General features: G+C 75.1%; 17 protein-coding genes and 1 pseudogene. 2 read left to right on the top strand and 16 right to left on the bottom strand.

Annotated features, from left to right (window positions below):
* Nucleotides 1-73: 73 nt before the first annotated feature.
* From KDL28_RS13955 to KDL28_RS13895, 11 genes are read right to left on the bottom strand one after another with little or no spacing between them, the layout of a single operon-like run.
* On the bottom strand, nucleotides 74-1,075 hold the full coding sequence (locus tag KDL28_RS13955) for an amidohydrolase family protein (RefSeq protein WP_252438552.1): 1,002 nt from the start codon (nucleotides 1,073-1,075) through the stop codon (nucleotides 74-76).
* Nucleotides 1,076-1,085: 10 nt separating this feature from the next.
* Nucleotides 1,086-2,189 carry a zinc-dependent alcohol dehydrogenase gene (locus tag KDL28_RS13950; RefSeq protein ID WP_252438550.1) on the bottom strand — a complete coding sequence of 368 codons (1,104 nt, stop codon included), beginning with the start codon at nucleotides 2,187-2,189 and terminating at the stop codon, nucleotides 1,086-1,088.
* Nucleotides 2,182-3,042 (bottom strand): SDR family NAD(P)-dependent oxidoreductase, encoded by an 861-nt coding sequence (locus KDL28_RS13945; RefSeq protein ID WP_252438548.1) that lies wholly within the window; start codon nucleotides 3,040-3,042, stop codon nucleotides 2,182-2,184. Before KDL28_RS13945 ends, KDL28_RS13950 begins: the two co-directional genes overlap by 8 nt.
* Complete coding sequence (locus KDL28_RS13940; RefSeq protein WP_252438546.1) at nucleotides 3,039-3,899, bottom strand: SDR family NAD(P)-dependent oxidoreductase; 861 nt, start codon at nucleotides 3,897-3,899, stop codon at nucleotides 3,039-3,041. The genes KDL28_RS13945 and KDL28_RS13940 overlap by 4 nt, the downstream gene beginning before the upstream one ends.
* On the bottom strand, nucleotides 3,896-4,957 hold the full coding sequence (locus KDL28_RS13935; RefSeq protein WP_252438544.1) for a hypothetical protein: 1,062 nt from the start codon (nucleotides 4,955-4,957) through the stop codon (nucleotides 3,896-3,898). The genes KDL28_RS13940 and KDL28_RS13935 overlap by 4 nt, the downstream gene beginning before the upstream one ends.
* Nucleotides 4,954-5,502, bottom strand: coding sequence for a UGSC family (seleno)protein (locus KDL28_RS13930; RefSeq protein WP_252438542.1), 549 nt, complete (start codon nucleotides 5,500-5,502; stop codon nucleotides 4,954-4,956). The genes KDL28_RS13935 and KDL28_RS13930 overlap by 4 nt, the downstream gene beginning before the upstream one ends.
* A 14-nt stretch (nucleotides 5,503-5,516) precedes the next feature.
* On the bottom strand, nucleotides 5,517-6,815 hold the full coding sequence (locus KDL28_RS41115) for a phenylacetate--CoA ligase family protein (protein ID WP_305882206.1): 1,299 nt from the start codon (nucleotides 6,813-6,815) through the stop codon (nucleotides 5,517-5,519).
* A 1-nt stretch (nucleotide 6,816) separates the two neighbouring features.
* A complete protein-coding gene (locus KDL28_RS13910; RefSeq protein WP_252438540.1) occupies nucleotides 6,817-7,935 on the bottom strand; it encodes an NDMA-dependent alcohol dehydrogenase in 1,119 nt (372 codons plus the stop codon).
* The gene (locus KDL28_RS13905) at nucleotides 7,932-8,906 is read right to left on the bottom strand and encodes a TIGR03560 family F420-dependent LLM class oxidoreductase (RefSeq protein ID WP_252438558.1); all 975 of its coding nucleotides are present in this window, start codon (nucleotides 8,904-8,906) and stop codon (nucleotides 7,932-7,934) included. The genes KDL28_RS13910 and KDL28_RS13905 overlap by 4 nt, the downstream gene beginning before the upstream one ends.
* 40 nt (nucleotides 8,907-8,946) lie before the next feature.
* Complete coding sequence (locus KDL28_RS13900) at nucleotides 8,947-10,407, bottom strand: aldehyde dehydrogenase family protein (RefSeq protein WP_252438538.1); 1,461 nt, start codon at nucleotides 10,405-10,407, stop codon at nucleotides 8,947-8,949.
* Between the two features lie 10 nt (nucleotides 10,408-10,417).
* Nucleotides 10,418-11,521, bottom strand: coding sequence for an NDMA-dependent alcohol dehydrogenase (locus KDL28_RS13895; protein WP_252438556.1), 1,104 nt, complete (start codon nucleotides 11,519-11,521; stop codon nucleotides 10,418-10,420).
* Nucleotides 11,522-11,976: 455 nt separating this feature from the next.
* On the opposite strand from KDL28_RS13895, the gene KDL28_RS13890 reads away from it, so the two are divergent.
* Together KDL28_RS13890 and KDL28_RS13885 are read left to right on the top strand one after the other, a co-directional pair.
* On the top strand, nucleotides 11,977-13,260 hold the full coding sequence (locus KDL28_RS13890; RefSeq protein ID WP_252438536.1) for a GAF domain-containing sensor histidine kinase: 1,284 nt from the start codon (nucleotides 11,977-11,979) through the stop codon (nucleotides 13,258-13,260).
* Nucleotides 13,257-13,955, top strand: a complete 699-nt coding sequence (locus tag KDL28_RS13885) for a response regulator (protein WP_252438534.1) — start codon at nucleotides 13,257-13,259, stop codon at nucleotides 13,953-13,955. The genes KDL28_RS13890 and KDL28_RS13885 overlap by 4 nt, the downstream gene beginning before the upstream one ends.
* 42 nt (nucleotides 13,956-13,997) lie before the next feature.
* Here the strand turns inward: KDL28_RS13885 and KDL28_RS13880 are convergent.
* From KDL28_RS13880 to KDL28_RS13860, 5 genes and pseudogenes are all read right to left on the bottom strand, one after another.
* Nucleotides 13,998-14,957: pseudogene (locus KDL28_RS13880) on the bottom strand (LysR family transcriptional regulator); the annotation flags it as partial.
* A gap of 380 nt (nucleotides 14,958-15,337) precedes the next feature.
* Nucleotides 15,338-16,195 (bottom strand): alpha/beta fold hydrolase, encoded by an 858-nt coding sequence (locus KDL28_RS13875; RefSeq protein ID WP_308216002.1) that lies wholly within the window; start codon nucleotides 16,193-16,195, stop codon nucleotides 15,338-15,340.
* The gene (locus tag KDL28_RS13870) at nucleotides 16,192-17,280 is read right to left on the bottom strand and encodes an amidohydrolase family protein (RefSeq protein WP_252438532.1); all 1,089 of its coding nucleotides are present in this window, start codon (nucleotides 17,278-17,280) and stop codon (nucleotides 16,192-16,194) included. Before KDL28_RS13870 ends, KDL28_RS13875 begins: the two co-directional genes overlap by 4 nt.
* Entirely contained in the window at nucleotides 17,277-18,416 is a 1,140-nt protein-coding gene (locus KDL28_RS13865; protein ID WP_252438530.1) for an amidohydrolase family protein, read from the bottom strand. The genes KDL28_RS13870 and KDL28_RS13865 overlap by 4 nt, the downstream gene beginning before the upstream one ends.
* On the bottom strand, nucleotides 18,413-18,940 hold the full coding sequence (locus KDL28_RS13860; RefSeq protein ID WP_252438528.1) for a Rieske (2Fe-2S) protein: 528 nt from the start codon (nucleotides 18,938-18,940) through the stop codon (nucleotides 18,413-18,415). Before KDL28_RS13860 ends, KDL28_RS13865 begins: the two co-directional genes overlap by 4 nt.
* Nucleotides 18,941-19,179 lie beyond the last annotated feature (239 nt).

The raw sequence follows: 19,179 nt of genomic DNA, 5'->3' as shown, positions 1-19,179 counted from the left end.
CCACCCCCCCCCCCCCCGCCCCCCCCCCCCCCCCCCCCCCCCCCCCCCCCCCCCCCCCCCCCCGGGGGTGGGGTCAGCGGGCGGACTGGGTGCCCAGCCAGCGGAAGGCGTTGCGCCAGGTGATGTCCTCCAGCTGCTCCGCGGTCAGCTCGACGCTGCGGACGGTGGCGCCTGCCGGCTCCTCGCGCGGCATGGCCGGGTGATCCGAACCGACCAGCAGGCGGTCGGCGCCGAGCAGGTCGACCAGGTAGCGCACGGCGCGCCGGTCGAAGACCGTGGCGTCGTACCAGAACCGGCGGGCCACCTCCAGCGGCGCCGGACCGACGTGGGCGATCGCCCTGTCCGGCCGGGGCGGCTCCTCGTTCCAGGTGCCGCTCCAGAAGTACTGCGCCCTGGGCAGCATCATGGCCAGGCCGCCGGCCGCGTGGCTGAACGAGATCCGCAGGTCCGGGCAGGCCTCCGCGGTGCCCCCGACGATCATCGAGGCGGCCGCCGTGGCCCCCTCCAGCCCGACGACGTACGTGCCGGCGGCGCTGCGCGGCAGCCGGTCGGTGGCCGCCGGCATGGCGTGCACGAAGACCGGCAGGTCGAGGCGCTGCGCTTCGAGGAAGAAGCCGCGGAACCGCTCCTCTCCGATGGAGGCGCCCAGCACGTTCGAGGTGATCTCCACGCCGCACAGGCCCTGGTCGCGGATCGCCTTGAGCTCGGTGGCGGCGGCGTCCGGGTCCTGCATCGGGACCATCCCGAAGCCGATCAGCCGCCCGGGCGCGGCCGCCGACAGCGCCGCGGTGAACTCGTTGACGTGCCGGGCCAGCGACAGGCCCTCCGCGGCGGGCAGGTCGTAGCGCAGCAGCGGCGGCATCGGGCTGAGCACCTCGACGTCGACGCCCTGGGCGTCCTGCTCGGCGACGCGGCGCTCGGCGTCGAAGAACACGTCGCGGGCGCGGAACCGCACCGCGCCCCAGAGCAGCTCGCGCGCGCTGTCGCCGTCGACCGGCTCCATGCGGGGGAAGCACTCCGGGGCGTCGGCGGGGTAGTCCCGGGGCAGCACGTGCGTGTGCGCGTCGACCAGCACGAAGAACTCCTCAGCCGTTCGGGTGGACGGAGACGTGGACGGCCCGCTCGCCCTCGACCTCGCCGCCTGCGGTGCGCAGGGCGAGCTCGGTGTCGTCGAGGCCGAAGGTGTGGGTGTGCAGCTCCTCGAGCGGGAAGCGGCGCGACTCGATGATGGCGATCGCGTCGGCGTAGCCCTTGGCGTCGACGCCGAAGGCCCCGCGCACGGTGAGCGCCCGGTTGATGATCAGGTCGGTGCGCAGCGGCACCTGGGCCTGGCCCTTGAGCCCGGCCAGCACCACGGTCCCGCCGTGCTTGGCCGCGAGCAGCGCCTGCTCGACCGGGGCGTGCGCCATCGGGGTCAGCTCCAGCACGACGTCGGCGCCCGCGCCGCCGGTGAGGTCGGCGACCGCGTCCACCACGTCGACGGCGTCCGGGCCGTCCACGGTGAGGGTGTGGTCGGCGCCGAAGCGGCGGACCAGCTCCAGCTTGTGCGCGTCGGCCTCCAGCCCGGTCACGACGACCGTGCCGGCCCCGGCCGCCTTGGCCGCGATGACCGAGGCGATCCCGCGCTGCCCGGCGCCGAGCACGACGACGGTGTCGCCGAGACCGGCCCCGCCCAGGTGCACGGCCCAGCGCACGCCCGCGCCCAGCGGGTTGAACATGACCGCGAGCTCGGCGGGCAGGTCCTTGTCCACCTTGTGCAGCACGGCGCCGGGGGTGAGGTAGAGGTGCTCGGCGAACCCGCCCCACAGGCTGGGCGCGACGTCGACGGGTGTGACGCCGTGGCCGAAGCGGCGGTGCCGGCAGGACTGGTAGCGCCCGGTCAGGCAGTCGTGGCACGACCGGCAGGGCACGATGACCTCCAGGGCCACCCGGTCGCCGGGCTGCACGCCCCAGCGCTGCGCGGCCTTCTCCCCCACCTCCTCGACGATCCCCAGCGGCTCGTGCCCGGGGATGGTCGGGCCGCCGCGCATGCCCATGTGGCCGCGGAACATCTCCACGTCGCTGCCGCAGATGCCGTTGGCCTCCACGCGCAGCAGGCCGTCCTCGTCGCCCAGCACGGGGCGCGGGAACTCGCGCAGCTCGATCCTGCCCGGGGCGACCTGCACGGCCGCGCGGACGGGGTCAGCCATGGTCGGCTCCTTCGGGTCGCGGGAGGGGGAACGCGGAGAACCCGCCGCCGTCCAGGACGAGGGTCTGGGCGGTGACGTAGCCGGCGTCCTCGCCGGCGAGGTACGCGACGGCGGCGGCGACGTCCGCGGGCAGCCCGACCCGACCGACGGGGATCCGCCGGCCGCGCGCGGTCAGGGTCTCGTCGACGTCGAGCGCCGGGTCGGGGTCGAGGATCGCCCGGCTGGTGCCCACCAGCCCGGGGCAGATCGCGTTGACGGTGATGCCCCAGGCCGCGACGTCCATCGCCAGCGACCGGGTCAGCCCGATCACCCCGGCCTTGGACGCCGAGTAGGCGGTGCTGAACGGCGCGGCCGACAGCCCCGCCATGGAGGAGATCGACACGATCCGCCCGTACCGCTGGCCGCGCATGACCGGCACCGCCGCGCGGCACATCAGGTAGGTGCCGGTGAGGTTGACCCGGATCAGCCGGTCCCACACCTCCAGGGGCACCGACTCGATGTCGGCGCGGTCGGGGCCCTGCGGCGCGGCGGCGTTGTTGACCAGCACGTCGAGCCGGCCGAAGGACTCCACGGCGGTGTCGACCAGGCGCTGGGCGTCGTCGGGTTCGGCGATGTCGCCCAGCGCCGCCTCCGCGGTGCCGCCGGCGGCGCGGATCTCGGCGACCAGCTCGTCGAGGCCGCCCCAGCGGTGGCGCTGCGGCACCCCGGCGCGCTCCTGGCGGGTGTTGAGCACCCCGGCCTTCTCCCGGTCGCTGACCAGCACGGCGTAGCCGGCCGCGGCGAGCCGGTGCGCGATGCCCTGGCCCATGCCGTCGCGCTTGCCGCAGCCGGTGACCAGCGCGACGCGCGTCACCGGGCCACCTCCGTGATCGGCGGGCCGGGCGGGAACCGCCGCGGCGGCCCGCCCTCGACGGTCAGCGTGTGCCCGGAGATCCACCGGGCCCGGTCCGACAGCAGGAACAGGGCAGCGTGGGCGATGTCCCACGAGGTGCCCTCGGTGCCCAGGCCGATGCCGCGCCTGCGGGGCTCGCGCATCTCCTCGGACATGTTGCGCTCGGCGAACGCCCCCCAGATCGCGCCGACCTGCACGGTGTTGACCCGCACTCCCTGCCCGCCGAGCGTGGCGGCCGCGCCGACGGTGAGGTTCTCCAGCCCCGCCTTGGCCACGTTGTAGACCATCCCCGGGCCGCGGGCCGACACCCCGACCGAGGAGACGTTGACGATCGCCGCCCCGGCGGGCAGCACCGGGACCGCGTGCCGGGTGACCTGCCACGCCGACTTCAGGTTGACCGACAGCAGCTCGTCCCAGCGGTCCGGGCCGACGTCGAACAGGCCGGCGCGGTCGCCCACCGCGACGTTGTTCATCAGCGCGTCCAGCGCGCCGAAGCGCCGCACGACCTCGGCGACGGCCCGGCCGCACTGCGCGTCGTCGGTGACGTCGGCGACGACCGCGTGCGCGACGCCGCCCGCCTTCTCGATCCGCTCCACGGTGACCTGCGCCGCGGCGGGATCCCGGTCGAGGACGGCGACCCGGGCGCCGTGCCCGGCCAGCACCACCGCGGTCGCGTACCCGACGCCGGGCAACCTGCCGTTCTGCCCGCCCCCGGTGACCAGCGCGGTGCGCCCGTCCATCCAGCGCGGACCGGCGTCGGCGAACGGGTCGGCCAGGGGGTCGACAGCGGGGTCGACAGCGGCATCGGGATCGGTCACGTCCCCACCTCCGCGCGCTCCCGGGCGCGGACCGGCACGGCTCGCCCCGACCAGTCCGAGAAGATCCGCACGACCATCGAGATCCCGGCGTTGCGCGCCCCGGCCACGGCCAGCAGCAGGTTCTTCGGCTCGGCCGAGGCCAGCAGCGGGTCGAAGCCGTCGGGGCGGGTGCCGTCGGCGTGCCGCACGCCCTTCTCGCCCAGCCCGTCCTTGCCCACGGCGGCCAGGTCGGACACCATCCGCCCGCAGTGCTCGGCCAGCCAGGCCCGCACCTCGGCGCGCCCGAACCCGGCCGCGGCCAGCATCTGGGCGTGCTCGGGGCAGAACACGACCCCGGCCGAGGCGTTGCGGAAGATCCACGCCCCGGTGCGCGAGATGGTGTCGGCGAAGTCGGCCAGCAGCTGCTCCGCGGAGGAGGTGTGCCGGTTGTCGACGAACTCGCTGGTCCGCAGCAGGGTCGCCGACACCGCCGAGACGCCCGGCTCGACCCCGGCCTCGACCGAGAGCGGCTCCCAGGGACTCTCCGCCTCGTTCTCGGCGATGCACATCGTCCAGCGCCCGGGCAGGCCCTGGGTGGCCTGCTCCAGCACGTGCGGGCGGATGCCGTAGGCGTTGCGCACGATCAGCCCGATGGCCCGCCCGATCGTCATGTTCGCCCGGAACCCCGGGCCGAACACCCCGCCCGCGCCGTTGATCCCCAGCTCGGCCGCGACCGGGCCGTTGACCACGATCAGCGGGGCCGGGCCGGAGGTGGACTGCCAGCCCCCGCCCCCGGTCGAGCGCTCCAGCACCAGCGCGTCCCACGCGGCCAGCACCACCGGGAAGTACTCCGGGCGGCAGCCGGCCATCCCGGCGTTGATCGCGGCCAGCTCCACGGTGACCGAGCGGTCGAACTGCGGCAGGTGGCCGATCACCTCGTCCGGAGCGCGGTCGACGGTGGCCAGGAACCGCTCCAGCAGCGGCTGGGAGACCGGCACCACCGGGAGCCCGTCGGACCAGCCCTGCTCGTAGCAGTGCTCGATGGCGGCCTGGGCGGCGTCCGGATCGAGGTCGCTCACGCGCCGGCGTCCGTCAGCAGCGCCACGACGGCGGCCACCAGGTGCTCGGCCCGCTCGGCCACCTGCTCGCGGCTGAGCACCGCGACCGGGTGCGCGGTCGTCGCGTAGGCGTAGCCGGGTGCGCCGCGCAACTCGGCCATCGCGTCGGCGGTGGTCACGAACGCGTCGCTGCAGATCACCGCGGCCGGCAGGCCCGCGGCCTCGAAGACGACGCCGTCGGCGACGGCCGAGGCGCTGCACGACCCGCAGTCGCCCACCCCGGTGATCACCACGTCGCAGCCGTCGACGAACTCGGCGACGAGCTCGTCGGGCGCGGGCAGCGCGAACGCCCGCTTGGTCCGGCGCAGCACCACCTCCGCGGCGCCGTGCTCGGCGACCAGCCGCGCCCCCAGCTCGTCGAGCAGCAGGTCGGCGTTGTGCTTGGTGTTCTCCAGCAGCCCGATCCGGGCGCCGGTCAGGTCGGGGCGGCGGGCCGCGCGGGGCGCGCCGGTCGTCTCGCGCGGCACCGGCGCGCGTCCGGTCGGGTCGAGGATCGCGTTGGGCACGTGCGGGCTCCCTCCTAGCTCGCGAGCCGGGTCAGCCGGCTCTTCATCTCCGAGCGCTCCAGCGAGCCCGGCGGCACGAGGGTCACGCTCGCGCGCACCGACAGCCGGTTGCGGATCAGCGCCTCCAGCTCGCGGCCGAGCACCTCGCGCTCGCCGTCGCCGGTGGCGCAGGCCGGGCCCCACTCCGCCTCCACGCGCAGCGGCGGCTCGACGCGCGGGCCCTGGCGCGGCAGCACGATCTGCACGGCGCCGGTGGTGCGCGGGTGCAGGGTCTGCACGAGGTCGCGCACCGCGGACGGGAAGACGTTGACGCCGAGCACGATCAGCATGTCGTCGGTGCGCCCGATGCAGCGGATGAGCGGGGCGCCGTCGTCGGCGACGCCGGTGACGCGCACCCGGTCGCGGGTGCGGAAGCGCACCAGCGGGCAGCACTCCCGGTCGACCGAGGTGTAGACGAGCTCGCCGCCCGCCCCCGGCTCGACCTCGACCGGCGCGCCGGTGTCGGGGTCGATCAGCTCGACGAGCACGTGCCGGCCGCCGGTGAACCGCATGCCGCCCGCGCCGGGCGGCTCCCCGAAGATCACCGGGGCCATGTCGGCGTTGCCCAGGCCCTCGGTGACCGTGGCGCCCCACTCGGCCTCGACGTGCGCCCGGAACGCGGGCTCCCCGCCGCCGGGCTCGCCCCCGACGAAGATCTTCTTCAGGCCGAACTCCTTCGGGTCGCGCCCGGCGGCGCGCAGGTGCTCGGCGAGGTAGCGGGCGTAGGAGGGGGTGGAGTGCAGCGCGGTGACCCCGAGCATCTCCATCGCCAGCACCGCCTTCTCCGAGGCACCGGTGCCGACCGGGACGACGGTCGCCCCCACCCGCTCCAGCGCGTCGCGGATCGGCAGCCCGCCGACGAACAGGCCCAGCCCGGCCGCGTGCAGCACGACGTCGGCGCGCTCGGCGCCCATGGTGCGGAAGGCGGTGGCGACCATGTCGGTCCAGGCGGCCGCGTCGCGCCGGGTGACACCGACCCAGCTGGGCCGGCCGGTCGTGCCGGTGGAGGCGTGCACCCGGATGACCTCCGGCATGGCCGCGCCCGCGTGGCGGCCCAGCGGCGGGGCGGCGGCCTGCGACTCGCGCAGCATCTGCTTGTCGGTGAACGGGAACGCGGTCAGGTCGTCCAGGCCCGCGAAGGCGCGCGCGTCGACGTCGTTCGCGGCGAACAGGTCGGCATAGAACGGTGAGCGGGCCGCCAGTCCCTCCAGCTGCCCGCGCAGCAGCTCGGTGACCGCCTCGCGGTCCTCGGGCGCGACGAACGTGCTGCCCATGTCAGACCTCGTGGACGACGACGCCGCGGATGTTCTTGCCCGCGGCGAGGTCGGAGTAGGCGTCGTTGAGCTGCTCGAGCCGGTACCTCCGGGTGATCAGCTCGTCGAGCTTGAGGTCGCCGGTGCGGTACAGGTCGAGCAGCTTGGGCACGTCGTAGAGGGGGTTGCAGTCGCCGAAGAGGGCACCGCGCACCTGCTTGGCGTAGAGGATGAGCTGTCCGGCGTGCACCTTCACGGCCTTCTCGTCGATCTTGCCGACCGCGGTGATGGTCACCTTGCCGGACTTGCCGGTCACCTGGACCGCGCTCTGCACGACCTGCTCGGTGAGCACGCCGGGGGTGCAGATGGCGTGGTCGGCGAGCTGGCCGCGGGTGGCGTCGACGACGAAGTCCTGCGCCTCGCCCGCGGTGGCGAAGGTGTGGGTGGCCCCGAAGACCTTGGCCATGTCGCGCTTGAACTCCACCGGGTCGACCACCACGACGTGCTTGGCCCCGGCGTAGCGGGCGCCCTGCACGGCGTTCGAGCCCACCCCGCCCGCCCCGTAGACGACCACCGTGTCGCCGGCCCGCACCCCCGCCGCGTACACCGCCGAGCCCCAGCCGGTGGGCACCCCGCAGCCCACCAGCGCGCCGATCTCGAACGGGATGTCGTCGGCCAGCGGCAGGCACGCCCACTCCGAGACGACCGCCTGCTGGGAGAACGTGCCCAGGCTGCAGAACCCGCCCAGGTCCTGCTCGCCCTCGTGGAAGCGGAAGGTGCCGTCGAGGAACATGCCGGTGGCCGCGTTGAGCCCGGTGACGCACATGTTCTGGTGCCCGGTCGAGCAGGGCCGGCAGGACCCGCAGGCCGGGATGTAGGAGCAGACGATCCGGTCGCCGACCGCGACCCGGCGCACGTCCGGCCCCACGGCCTCGACCACCCCGGCGCCCTCGTGACCGCCCACCATGGGGAACCGGACCGGCGCGTCGCCCTGGGTGATGTGGTCGTCGGAGTGGCACAGGCCCGCGGCGTGGAAGCGGACCCGCACCTCGTGGGCCTTCGGCTCGTCGAGGGTGAGCTCGGCGATCTCCCAGCCCTGGTGCGCGGCGCGGGCGATGCCGGCGCGGGTGGTGGTGGTCATCGGTGGCTCCCGGAGGGTGAGAACGGGGGTGCGGTCCCGGCCGTGGCGGGCCCGGCGGCGACCGTCCCGAGCCGCGCCAGGACCTCCGCGCCGATCAGGGCGATGTGGTCGAGGTCGTGGATGTCGTAGATGTGCAGGTAGACGGTGTCGGCGCCGGCGGCGGTGAGGTCGTCGACGTGCTCGGCCACCGCATCGGGCGAGCCGATCGCGGCGTTGCTGCGCATCAGCTCCGAGCCGATCACCGCGGCGCGGCGCCGCACCTCGGCGGGGGTGGCGCCGCAGGCCACCGGCACCACCACCGAGCGGCGCGCGGTGCCCGGGTCGCGGCCGATCTCCGCGCAGGCCCGGTCGAACAGGGCGTAGCGGGCCGCCAGCTCGGCGCCGTCGCGGGCCAGCGCCCCGTTGAACTCGTCGGCGAAGCGGGCGGCGATCGCCGGGGTGCGCCTGGCCCCGGTGCCCCCGACGATCACCGGCGGGACCGGGTCGGGCCGCGGCGGCGTGCGGTTCGCCGCCACGGAGTAGTGCGCGCCTGCGAAGGAGAAGCTCTCCCCGTCCGGTGTGCGCCACATCCCGGTGACGATGGCGAGCTGCTCGGCGAGCCGGTCGAAGCGCTCCTTGCCCGTCGCCGGGAACGGGATGCCGAACGCGGCGTGCTCTCGCTCGTACCAGCCGGTGCCCAGTCCCAGCTCGACCCGTCCGCCGCTCATCTCGCTCGCCGAGGCCACCGCCGCGGCCAGCAGCCCCGGCCAGCGGAACGTGGCCGCCCCGACCAGCACCCCGAGCCGCACCCGGCTGGTCTCCCTGGCGATGCCGCCCAGCGTCGTCCAGCACTCGGTGGGCAGGTAGGTCGGGTCGGCGGGGTCGACGCCCATCAGGTGGTCGGAGCGGAAGAACGCGTCGAAGCCGGCGTCCTCGGTGGCCCGGGCCAGGGCCAGGATGTCGGTGTAGCGGGCGCCGTGGCGCGGCTCCATGAGCACCCGCACCCGCGGCGCGACGCGCCCGCCGCCCGCCTCAGCCACGGAACGCCACCGTCTTGACCTGGGTGTGCTCCAGCACCGCGTCCGCGCCCATGGTGCGCCCGAAGCCCGAGCGCTTGTAGCCGCCGAAGGGCCCGCCGATCACCCCGGCGCCCAGCGCCGAGTTCAGCGCGACCTGGCCGGCCTGCAGCGCCCGGGTGAGCCGCACGGCCCGCCCGAGGTCGTTCGTCCACACCGAGGCGACCAGCCCGTAGTCGGTGCCGTTGGCCACCGCGACGGCCTCGGCCTCGTCGTCGACCGGGATCACCGACAGCACCGGGCCGAAGATCTCCTCCTGGGCGATCCGCATGCCCGGCTCGACCCGGTCGAACAGCGTGGGCTCGACGAAGAAGCCGTCGCCCAGCCCGTCCGGGACGCCACCGCCGGTGACCAGCTCGGCCCCGGCCTCCCGACCGAGACGCACGTAGTCCAGCACCCGCTGGTGCTGCGCGGCGTTGATCAGCGGGCCCATCTGCACGCGTTCGGTGCCCGGACCGACCGTCACCCGGCCCATGTGCTCGGCCAGCCGGTCCACGAGCTCGGCGTGCACCGAGCGCTCGACGACCACCCGCGAGCCCGCCGCGCAGATCTGCCCGGTGTTCAGCGTGATCCCGGTGACGATCGCCGGCGCCGCCCTGGCCAGGTCGGCGTCGGCGAACACCACCTGCGGCGACTTGCCGCCCAGCTCCAGGTGCAGCGGGGTGAGGTTGGCCGCGCAGGCCGCCATGACCGACGACCCGGTGCGCGGGGAGCCGGTGAAGCTCATCCGGCGCACCCGCGGGTTCGCCGGGATCGCCGCGCCCGCCTCGTGGCCGTAGCCGGTGACCACGTTGAGCACGCCCGGCGGGATGCCCGCCTCGTGCGCCAGCGCGGCCAGCGCCAGCGGGGTGAGCGGGGCGTCCTCGGCCGGCTTGATCACCAGGGTGTTGCCGGCGGCGATCGCCGCGGCGGCGTCGTTGGCGAACATCGGGCCGGGGGCGTTCCAGGGGATGACGCTGCCGCACACGCCGTAGGGCTCGCGCAGGGTGAACCCGATGGCCTCGGGGGTGTGCGTGGGCAGCGACAGCCCCTGCACCTTGTCGGCCTGCCCGGCGATGAAGGTGAGCATGCGCGCCATCGGGGGCGGGCCCCAGTGCGGGCGGCCGACCTCCTGGCTCTCCAGCCGGTCGAGGTCCGCCTCGTGCTCGCGCACCAGCTGCGCCCAGCGGGCGATGAGCGCGCCGCGCTCGGTGGCGCTGGTGTCGCGCCAGGCGGGGAAGGCCGCCTCGGCCGCGTCGACCGCCGCCTCGACGTCGGCGGCGCCGCCGCGCGGCACCGTCGCGATGACCCGGCGGGTGGCCGGGTCGAGCACGTCGATGGTGCGGCCGTCGGCGGCGGGGACCCGCTGCCCGCCGATGAGCTGCAGCTCGGTCCGGACGTCGGTGCTGTGCTCGGTGGCCGTCTCGCTGGTCGTCACGGTCCGGCCCTCAGTGCTCGTGGACGATGACGCCGCGGATGTTCTTGCCGTCGAGCATGTCCTGGTAGCCCTGGTTGACCTCGTCGAGCCGGTACCGGCGGGTGATCAGCTCCTCGAGCTTCAGGTCACCCGCCTGCCACAGGCCCAGCAGCCGCGGGATGTCGAACTGGGGGTTGCACTGGCCGAAGATCGCGCCCTGCACCCGGCGCTGGTAGCCGATGAACATGCCGGCGTGGTGGTCGATCGAGCCGTTGCCGACCGCGGTGATCGTGACCTGGCCGGTCTTGCCGACCACCTTCAGCGCCGAGTCGATCACCTCGTCGTGCAGCGTGCCGACGGTGATCAGCGCGTGGTCGGCCAGCTCGCCCCAGGTCTCGGCGACCACGAACTCGTGCGCGCTCGCGGCGTCGGGGAACGTGTGGGTGGCCCCGAGGAGCTCGGCCATCTCCCGCTTGAAGGGCACCGGGTCGACCACGACGACGTACTTGGCCCCGGCGTGCCGGGCGCCCTGCACGGCGTTCGAGCCGACGCCACCGCTGCCGTAGACCACGACGGTCTGCCCGGCCCGCACCCCCGCGGCGTACACGGCGGTGCCCCAGCCCGTCGGCACGCCGCAGGCGACCAGCGCCCCGATCTCGAACGGGATGTCCTCGGCGACCTTGACGCAGGAGAACTCGCTGATCACCGCGCGCTCGGCGAACGTGCCCAGCACGCACATCCCGCCGACGTCCTGGCCCTCGTGGTGGAACCGGAAGGTGCCGTCGGCGAACTCACCGGTCGCGGCGTTCTTGCCGGCGTCGCACAGGTTCTGGCGCCCGGTGGAGCAGTACCGGCAGGTGCCGCAGGCCGGGATGAACGAGCAGACCACGTGGTCGCCGACGGCGACCCGGGTGACCCCCGCGCCGACCTCCTCCACGACGCCGGCCCCTTCGTGGCCGCCGACGACGGGGAAGCGCATCATCGCGTCGCCCTTCTGGATGTGGTCGTCGCTGTGGCACAGCCCGGCGGCGTGGAACCGGACCCGCACCTCGTTCGGGCCCGGCGGGTCCAGCTCCAGCTCCACGATCCGCCACGGCTCGCGCGGGGCGAAGCACACCGCGGCGCGGGTGGTCAGGGACCCGCGCCGGTCGTCGGCCGGTTGCTCGCCCGCGGGGCGGGCTGCGGTGGTCCGGGTGCTCATCAGACGGACGCCCCCATCGTTCGGTGGTGGCCGGCGAGTCGTGGGTGCCGTGACGGCGCTCACCAGCGGCACTTCAGACAGTGCCGGGCGACCCGCCCCGGGCGGGAGCGCACTTCCACGACGTGAAAGCCGGGCCCGGGCGGGGCCCGGCTCCCGCGTCGGGCGCCCTCCGTGCGGTCGCGCGCCGACCGACGGCCAGCCCATTCAGCCGTTCGGCCTAGCAGAACCGCATTAAAGGTCGCATTCCGGGCACAGTCGGGTGTCAGACGTCCTTCCCGACCCGCCCGGCCCCTTGTGACACGGCTCCCGCCATGAGGAGACTGGGCACGATCTTCGCCCGACCCGGGTCGGACCGGGCGGAGCAGGCGCTGGACGAGGGAGTCGGCGTGATGGAACACGCAACGGTGGACGCCCCGGCCGGCGCCGGGCCGCTGAGCGACGGGCGCGTCCCCTGCGGAGCGGGCTGCGGCAGCCTCCTGGAGCTGACCGAGGAGGCCCGGCGCGGGCAGCGGCGGCTGGCCGCCATCGCCAGGGCGGCGTCCAGCGTGGCCGACGCGGCCTCGCTGAGCATCACCCTCGACGTGGTGGCCAGCGAGGTGGTGCAGGCCGAGCACATCGCCGCGGTGCAGATCCTGCGCGTGGAGGGCGGCACGATGCGGGTCATCGGCAAGGCCGGGTTCACCGGCGCCGACGACTTCGCCGACCGCCTCGACGAGTGCCGCCGCCGCGGCGCCCGGCTGATGTTCGTCGAGGCCTACACGACCGGCAGGCGGATCATCGTCGAGCACCGCAAGGCGGCCGTGCTCGCCGACCCGACGTGGGCGCCGCTGCACGAGATCATGGGCGCGCCCGGCTGGGACGCCTTCGCCGCGGTCCCGCTGGTGGTGCGCGGTCGTCCGGTCGGCGTGCTCAACGCCTTCTACGAGCCGGGCGAGAGCCCGAGCACGACCGCGCTGGAGTTCCTGGAGGCCATGGCCGACCAGGCCGCCACCGCCGTCGACTCGGCCGACCTGCTGGCCCGCTCCCGGCGCGACGCCCAGCTGGCCGAGCGCGCCCGGCTGGCCAGGGAGCTGCACGACTCGATCGTCCAGCAGGTGTTCTCGATGCGGATGCAGGCCAAGGCGCTGCGCGCGCAGGTGGAGCCCGGGCGCACCAGCAGCCCCGACCGGATCCGCGCGGTGGCCGACGAGCTGCTCGACCTCGCCCAGAGCGCGCTGGCCGACCTGCGCGGCATGGTCATGCAGCTGCACCCCGTCGAACTGGTCGAGCGGGGCCTGGCCGGCGCCGTGCGCGACCACGCCGAGTCGGTGCAGGGCACCTCGGGGCTGCGCGTCGACGTCGAGGCCCAGGACATGTCCGGGTTGTCCACCGAGCTGCAGGAGGACCTCTACCGGATCGTGCAGGAGGCGCTGCACAACGTGGTCAAGCACGCCGGGGCGTCCCGGGTGTCGATCCTGCTCTGCGAGGACGGCCCGCCCGACGACCGGCAGGTGCTGCTGCAGGTCGGCGACGACGGGAGCGGGTTGTCCGATCCGCGACCCCGCCCCGACGCCCTTGGCCTGGTGTCGATGCGGGAACGAGCACAGCGATGGGGTGGTCGGATGGAGATCGGCAACGACGAGTCGGGGTGCCGGGTGACGGTGTGCGTGCCGGCGCGCGGCGGGCTGCGGTGAGCGCCGCGGTGGCGGAGCAGGACGAGCGGGCAGCGGCGGACGCGATCGAGGTCCTGATCGTCGACGACCACGCGGTGGTGCGCCGCGGGCTGGTCGCCTACCTGGAGAGCACGTCCGGGATCGAGGTCGTCGCCGAGGCGGTGGACGGCCAGGACGCGCTGGACAAGCTGCGCCGCATGGCCACCGAGGGCAGGCTGCCCCGGGTCGTGCTGATGGACGTGCTGATGCCGCGGATGGACGGCATCACCGCGATCGGCGCGGTGCGCGCGGCGCACCCCGATGTGCAGATCGTGGTGCTGACCAGCTTCGGCGAGCTGGAGCGCGTGCAGACCGCGCTGCAGGCGGGCGCGGCGGGCTACCTGCTCAAGGACGCCGACCCCGACGAGATCGCCGCGGCGATCCGCGCCGCCGACCGCGGCGAGGTGCACCTCGACCCGGCGGTGGCCGGGCGGCTGGCCCGGCACCTGGTGTCCCCGCCCACCGGCATCGCGGCCCTCACCTCACGGGAGCGCACCATCCTGGCGCTGGTGGCCCGCGGGCTGTCGAACCGGGAGATCGCCGCGAAGCTGTTCATCGGGGAACGCACCGCGCGCACCCACGTCAGCCACGTCCTGTCGAAGCTGCAGCTGGCCTCGCGGACGCAGGCCGCGCTCGTGGCCATCCGGGAGGGGCTGATCCCCCCGCCCGGCATGTGAGCCCGGGGCCGGCGCGGGTGCGTTCCCGCGCGCCGCGTCGGCGACCCGGGCCCGGAACCAGCGGTGCCCCTCGTCCTCGTCGTTGCGGGCGTGCCACCACAGCGTCTCCACGATGGGCGGCGGGTCGCCGGGGCAGTCCAGCACGCGCAGGTCGGGCCGGTCGGCGAAGCGGGCGGCCAGGCGCTGCTGCATCACCGCCAGCCGGTCGGTCCCGGTCACGAAGTAGGGCGTGGCCTGGTAGCTCTCCACCCGCACCGCCACCCGGGGCCGGCTGGTGAGCCGGGCCAGCAACGGGGCCAGCGGCGAGCTCGCCGGGTACCCGCCGTCGGGGTGGTGCGGCACGACCCACGGCAGGCGCTCCAGGTCGGCCAGCTCGAGGCGCTCCCCCACCGGGTTCTCCGCCGCCACGACGCACACCCAGCGGTCACGGAACAGCTCCAGGCCGTGGATCCCGGGCGTGCGCAGCCGGGCGGTGGGCGCGGAGATGATGGCGTCCAGGCCGCGCAGCGCCTCCAGCGGGTCGTCGGGCAGGCGCTCCTTCATGACCTTGACGCTGAGCCGGGCGTGCGGGGCGGTCTCGTTCATCGCCCGCGAGAGCGGCTCGCCGAGAGCGGCCAGCACGTAGTCGGGCACCAGCACGGTGAACTCGCGGTCGGAGTCGGCGGGGTGGAACGAGGCGTCGGTGGAGAACAGCCGCTCCAGCCCGGCGCAGACCGGCTCGATCTGGGCCGCGAGCTGCACGCCCAGCGGGGACAGCACGAACCCGCCCCGGGTGCGCTCCAGCAGCTCGTCGCCGAAGTAGCGGCGCAGCCGGCCCAGCGCCGCGCTGGCCGCGGGCTGGGTGATCCCGACCCGCTTCGCGGCCCGGGTGACGTTCCGCTCGCGCAGCAGCTCGCGCAGGATGACGACCAGGTTCAGGTCGAGGTTGGCCAGCGGGGTGCCCGACCGCTTCACCACATCAGCTGGCCTCCTCGCGCGGGCGGCCCGGCGCCGCGCGCCCATTAGTCCGCACCGGCGCAGGCGGGTCAACGTGCGCACCCCAGGACGAGACGGATGTCGCGGTGCGGACGTGCCGGAGCGGCGGGCTCGCGCTCGGCGTCTTCGCAGAGGCGGTGGGGTTCGCGCAGGGGCCACAACACCCGCGAAGACCACGCCGGGTCTGCGAGGACGCTCCGGCGACGCCGCGGGAGATCGACACGGTCGAGCGGCACACCAGCGGGCTTCCGCTGACTCCCGAGCCCGCTGGTGCGCCACTCGCGCCGGTGGGCACCGGCCAGCTACCCTCCGGGGCCGACGGGACGGCAGGGGGCGACCCCTGCTCGATCCGAGGTCGCCCGCCGCGCAGGCGTGCCGGAGAAGCCCGGAAGCCCCGGAAGCTCGGCCTACCCCGCCAGCAGCCCCCGGATCGCGGCGAGCGTCTCGTCGGGGCGCTCCTCGGCCAGGTAGTGGCCGCAGTCGAGGGCCCGTCCGGTGGCCGCGGGCGCCCACGCCCGCCAGACGTCCAGGACGTCGGGCTCGCGGCCCAGCGGTCCCCGGGCGCCCCACAGCACCAGCGTCGGGCAGGCGATGGTGCGCACCCCGCGGTCGGCCTCGTCGTCGGCGGCGTCGACGCCCGCCCCGGCCCGGTAGTCCTGGCACATCGCGTGCACGACCTCGGGCCGGGTCCAGGCCCGCCGGTACTCGGCCAGCGCCTCGGGGTGGAACAGCTCGGCGGCACCGCGCAGGAAGAACGCGTCGGGGTCGGCGGCGATCAGCCGCTCGGGCAGGTCGCCGGGCTGGGCCAGGAAGAACCAGTGCCAGGCCGAGCGGGCGAACGCGGCGTCCACCCGCGCGAACACGTCGCCGGTGGGCAGGACGTCCAGCACGGCGAGCCCGCTGACCGAAGCGGGGTGGTCGAGCGCGAGCCGGTACGCGCAGCGGGCGCCCCGGTCGTGGCCGACCACGGCGAAGCGCCCGTGGCCCAGCGCCGCCATCGCCGCGACGACGTCGGCGGCCATCGCGCGCTTGCCGGACGCGGCCACGTCCGCGCCGCCGGTCCGGCTGTCGCCGTAACCGGGCAGGTCGGCCAGGACGACCGTGCGGTCGGCGGCCAGCGCCGGCGCCACCAGGTGCCACATCGCCGAGGTCTGCGGGTAGCCGTGCAGCAGCACCACCGGCGGTCCGGTGCCCGCGGCTCGGACCCGGATGCGCGCCCCGCCGGGGGTGTCGACGTCCGCGGCGGTGAACCCGTCGAGGATCACCGGTCGAGCTGGTACCAGGCCGTGGCGTTGCCCCGCAGCACGCGCTCGCGCTCGTCCTCGCTCAGGGCCGCGAGCAGGCGCTCGCCGCCGGGGCCGTGGTCGTGCGGGTGGTCGCTGGCGTAGAGCAGCACGGCGCCCGCGTCGAGCAGGTCGAGCGCCCGGCGCGCCTGCCGCGGGTCGGCGGGCAGGTGGGCGGGCGAGGTGCTCAGCCGCAGGTGCTCGCGCACGACCTCGGAGGGCTTGCGGTCGAGCCAGGGCACCTCCCGCCAGACGCCCTTCCAGTCCTTGTCGAAGCGCCACAGCAGGGTGGGCAGCCAGGAGGAGCCGCACTCGAGCAGGCTGACCCGCAGCTGCGGGACCTCGGCGAACACGCCCTCGGTGACCAGGCTGGTGACCTGGGCCTGGGCGATGATCTGGGAGTTGGCCAGGTAGTCCTCGAGGTAGGTGCGGGTCATGCCGCTGGAGGTCGGCGCGTTGCCGATGCGCCCCCAGGCGTGCACCCCGACCACGAGCCCGCGCTCCGCCGCGGCCCGCAGGACCGGGCGGTGGCGGACGTTGCCCCACGGCGCGTCGCCGCGCACCGGGAGCAGGACCTGCACCACGCCCGGCTCGTCGCCGATGCGCTCGATCTCGGCGACCGCGGCCGCGGTGTCCAGCGTGGGCACGACCATCGACATCCGCAGGCGGTCGTCGCGCGGGAGCCACTCCTCGCGCAGCCAGTCGTTGACCGCGCGGGTCAGCGCCGCCTCGTAGTACGGGTTGCGGTTGCAGTGGAACGACGTCGTGCAGTTCAGCACGGCGGTGCGCACGGCCAGCGGGTCGAGCAGCTCGGCGCGCAGGCGCTCGACCGAGGACGGCGGCGTCGCGCCGGCGGCCCGGGCGGCCGGGGTGAGGCTGGTCGGCGCCATCGGCGGGTAGGCCCCGCCCTGGGTGGGCGAGAGCGCCAGCCCGCCCTCGGCGATGTAGCCGCGCCAGTACCGGTCCATGTACCGGCCCAGCTCGGTGAGCGTGGCGGGCGCGCAGTGGACGTCGGTGTCGACGGCGTCGGTGGCCGGCGCGGCCTCGACGGCAGCGGCGCTGGTCACTGCTCCCCCTCGACGGCCTCGGGGCGCTCGGGCAGCCCGTAGAGGCGGCAGGCGTTCGAGCCCATGATCTGGCGGCGCAGCGCGGCCGGGAACAGCCTGGGCGCCTGGCGGGGCGAGTCGAAGTCCCAGTGGGGGTAGTCCGAGGCGAACATGATGCGCTCGTCCATCCCGATCAGCTCCAGCGCCGTGGCCAGCTCGCGCGGGTCGTCGGGCTCCTCGATGGGCTGGGTGGTGAACCAGAAGTGCTCGCGGATGTACTCCGAGGGCGGCTTGCGCACGTGCGGCACGTCCTCGCGCAACTGCGCCCAGGCGTCGTCCAGCGCCCACATCAGCGGACCGGCCCAGGCGATGCCGCCCTCGACGCAGACGACCTGCAGGTCTGCGAACTCGGCGAACACGCCCTCGCACAGCATGCTGGTGATCAGCGAGGCCATCGTGTTGCCGTTCCACACGTGTTCCTCGAGGTAGAACGACGGCCAGCCGGCGCCGCGGTGCTGCTCGAGCCCGCCGGTGTGCGCCGCGATCGGCAGCCCGGCCTCGGCGGCGGCCGCGTAGATCGGCCAGTAGCGGCGGGTGCCGTAGCCGGACTCGCCGCCGGTCGAGAGCAGCACCTGCGCGAAGCGCCGGTCGTCGGCGAGGCGGCGGATCTCCGCGGCGGCCAGGTCGGGCGACTCGGTCGCGATGTTGATGGAGCTGCGCAGGCGGGGCTCGGGGTCCAGCCACTCCTCGGCGATCCAGTCGTTGACCGCGCGGGTGAGCGCGGCGGCGTAGTGCGGCTGCTCGACGCCCCAGGTGTGGCCCTGCAGCGGGATCAGGATGCCGTAGTCGATGCCGTACTCGTCGAGCAGCTGGTCGCGGGTGAGCTGCAGGTCGCTGCCCGGGAAACCGCCCTCCGGCCAGGCGTCCAGCCGGAACCCGGAGTTGCGCACCCGGGGGTAGATCTCCGGCGGGCCGGGCACCCGGCTGCCGAACATCTCCCAGCGCCTGCGGTGCTCGGCGCTCAGCCGCGGCGCGATGTCGCGGGCCAGCGCGTGCGGGTGGATGTCGCTGTCGACGATCGTGTGGGCGGTGCGGGCCGGCGTCCGCGGCGCGGGTGCGGCGTCGGTCGCGGCGGGTGTGTCGACGGTGCTGGTCACCGGTCACCTCCGGCTCGGGCGTCCGACCCGGGGGCCGGGCGCGGGCTGGTCTCGACGACGACGTAGGCGTCCTCGACGTGCACCGGGAACGTCTCGGCCACGTAGGGGCCGGGCTGTCGCCCGCCCCTGGCCGCCGCCACCGGGGCGGTCACCGTCGCTCCGGCCACCGCCGTCGCGGCCGGGGCGGCGCCGTCGGCGGGCTCGACCGACACCGAGTACGTGCGCACGGGCGCCTCGCCGGGGCCCAGGAACGACTGGCCGGTGGCCAGGTCGTACTCCCAGCCGTGCCACGGGCAGGCCACGAGCGCCTCGGACTCGTCCAGCACGAACTCGCCGGGCCGCCCGGAGGTCAGCCAGGGCTTCGTCCGGCCCAGGCACAGCGGGCCGCCCTGGTGCGGGCAGTAGTTGTTGATCGCGTAGAACGAGTCGCCGATCCGGAACACGCCGATCGAGCGTCGCCCGGCCTGCACGATCCGCCGCTCGCCCGGGGGGAACTCGTCGAGCCGCGAGACCACGATTCTCACAGGTCCGACCGTAGGCACCCCGGCGGCTGGCCGGAAACAAAACATCGGGATGACGGTCATAAGCGGCGTCTATGCCCCGCCCCCCTCGGACCAGGTAGCGTGAATACCTCCTGCACCAGGGGGCCGGTCCCCGGCGGTGCCCCGTCTGCGTCAGTTGTCGCGGCCCCGCCGCGGCGCCCGCCCCCCCCGCGTCCCGTCCACCCCGCGCTTCCGCGCCGCCCGCCTTTTCCTAACCTGTA

Origin of the sequence: Pseudonocardia humida (assembly GCF_023898865.1) — a bacterium.
Lineage (GTDB): Bacteria > Actinomycetota > Actinomycetes > Mycobacteriales > Pseudonocardiaceae > Pseudonocardia > Pseudonocardia humida.
This window is presented reverse-complemented; position numbering and strand designations above follow the sequence as displayed.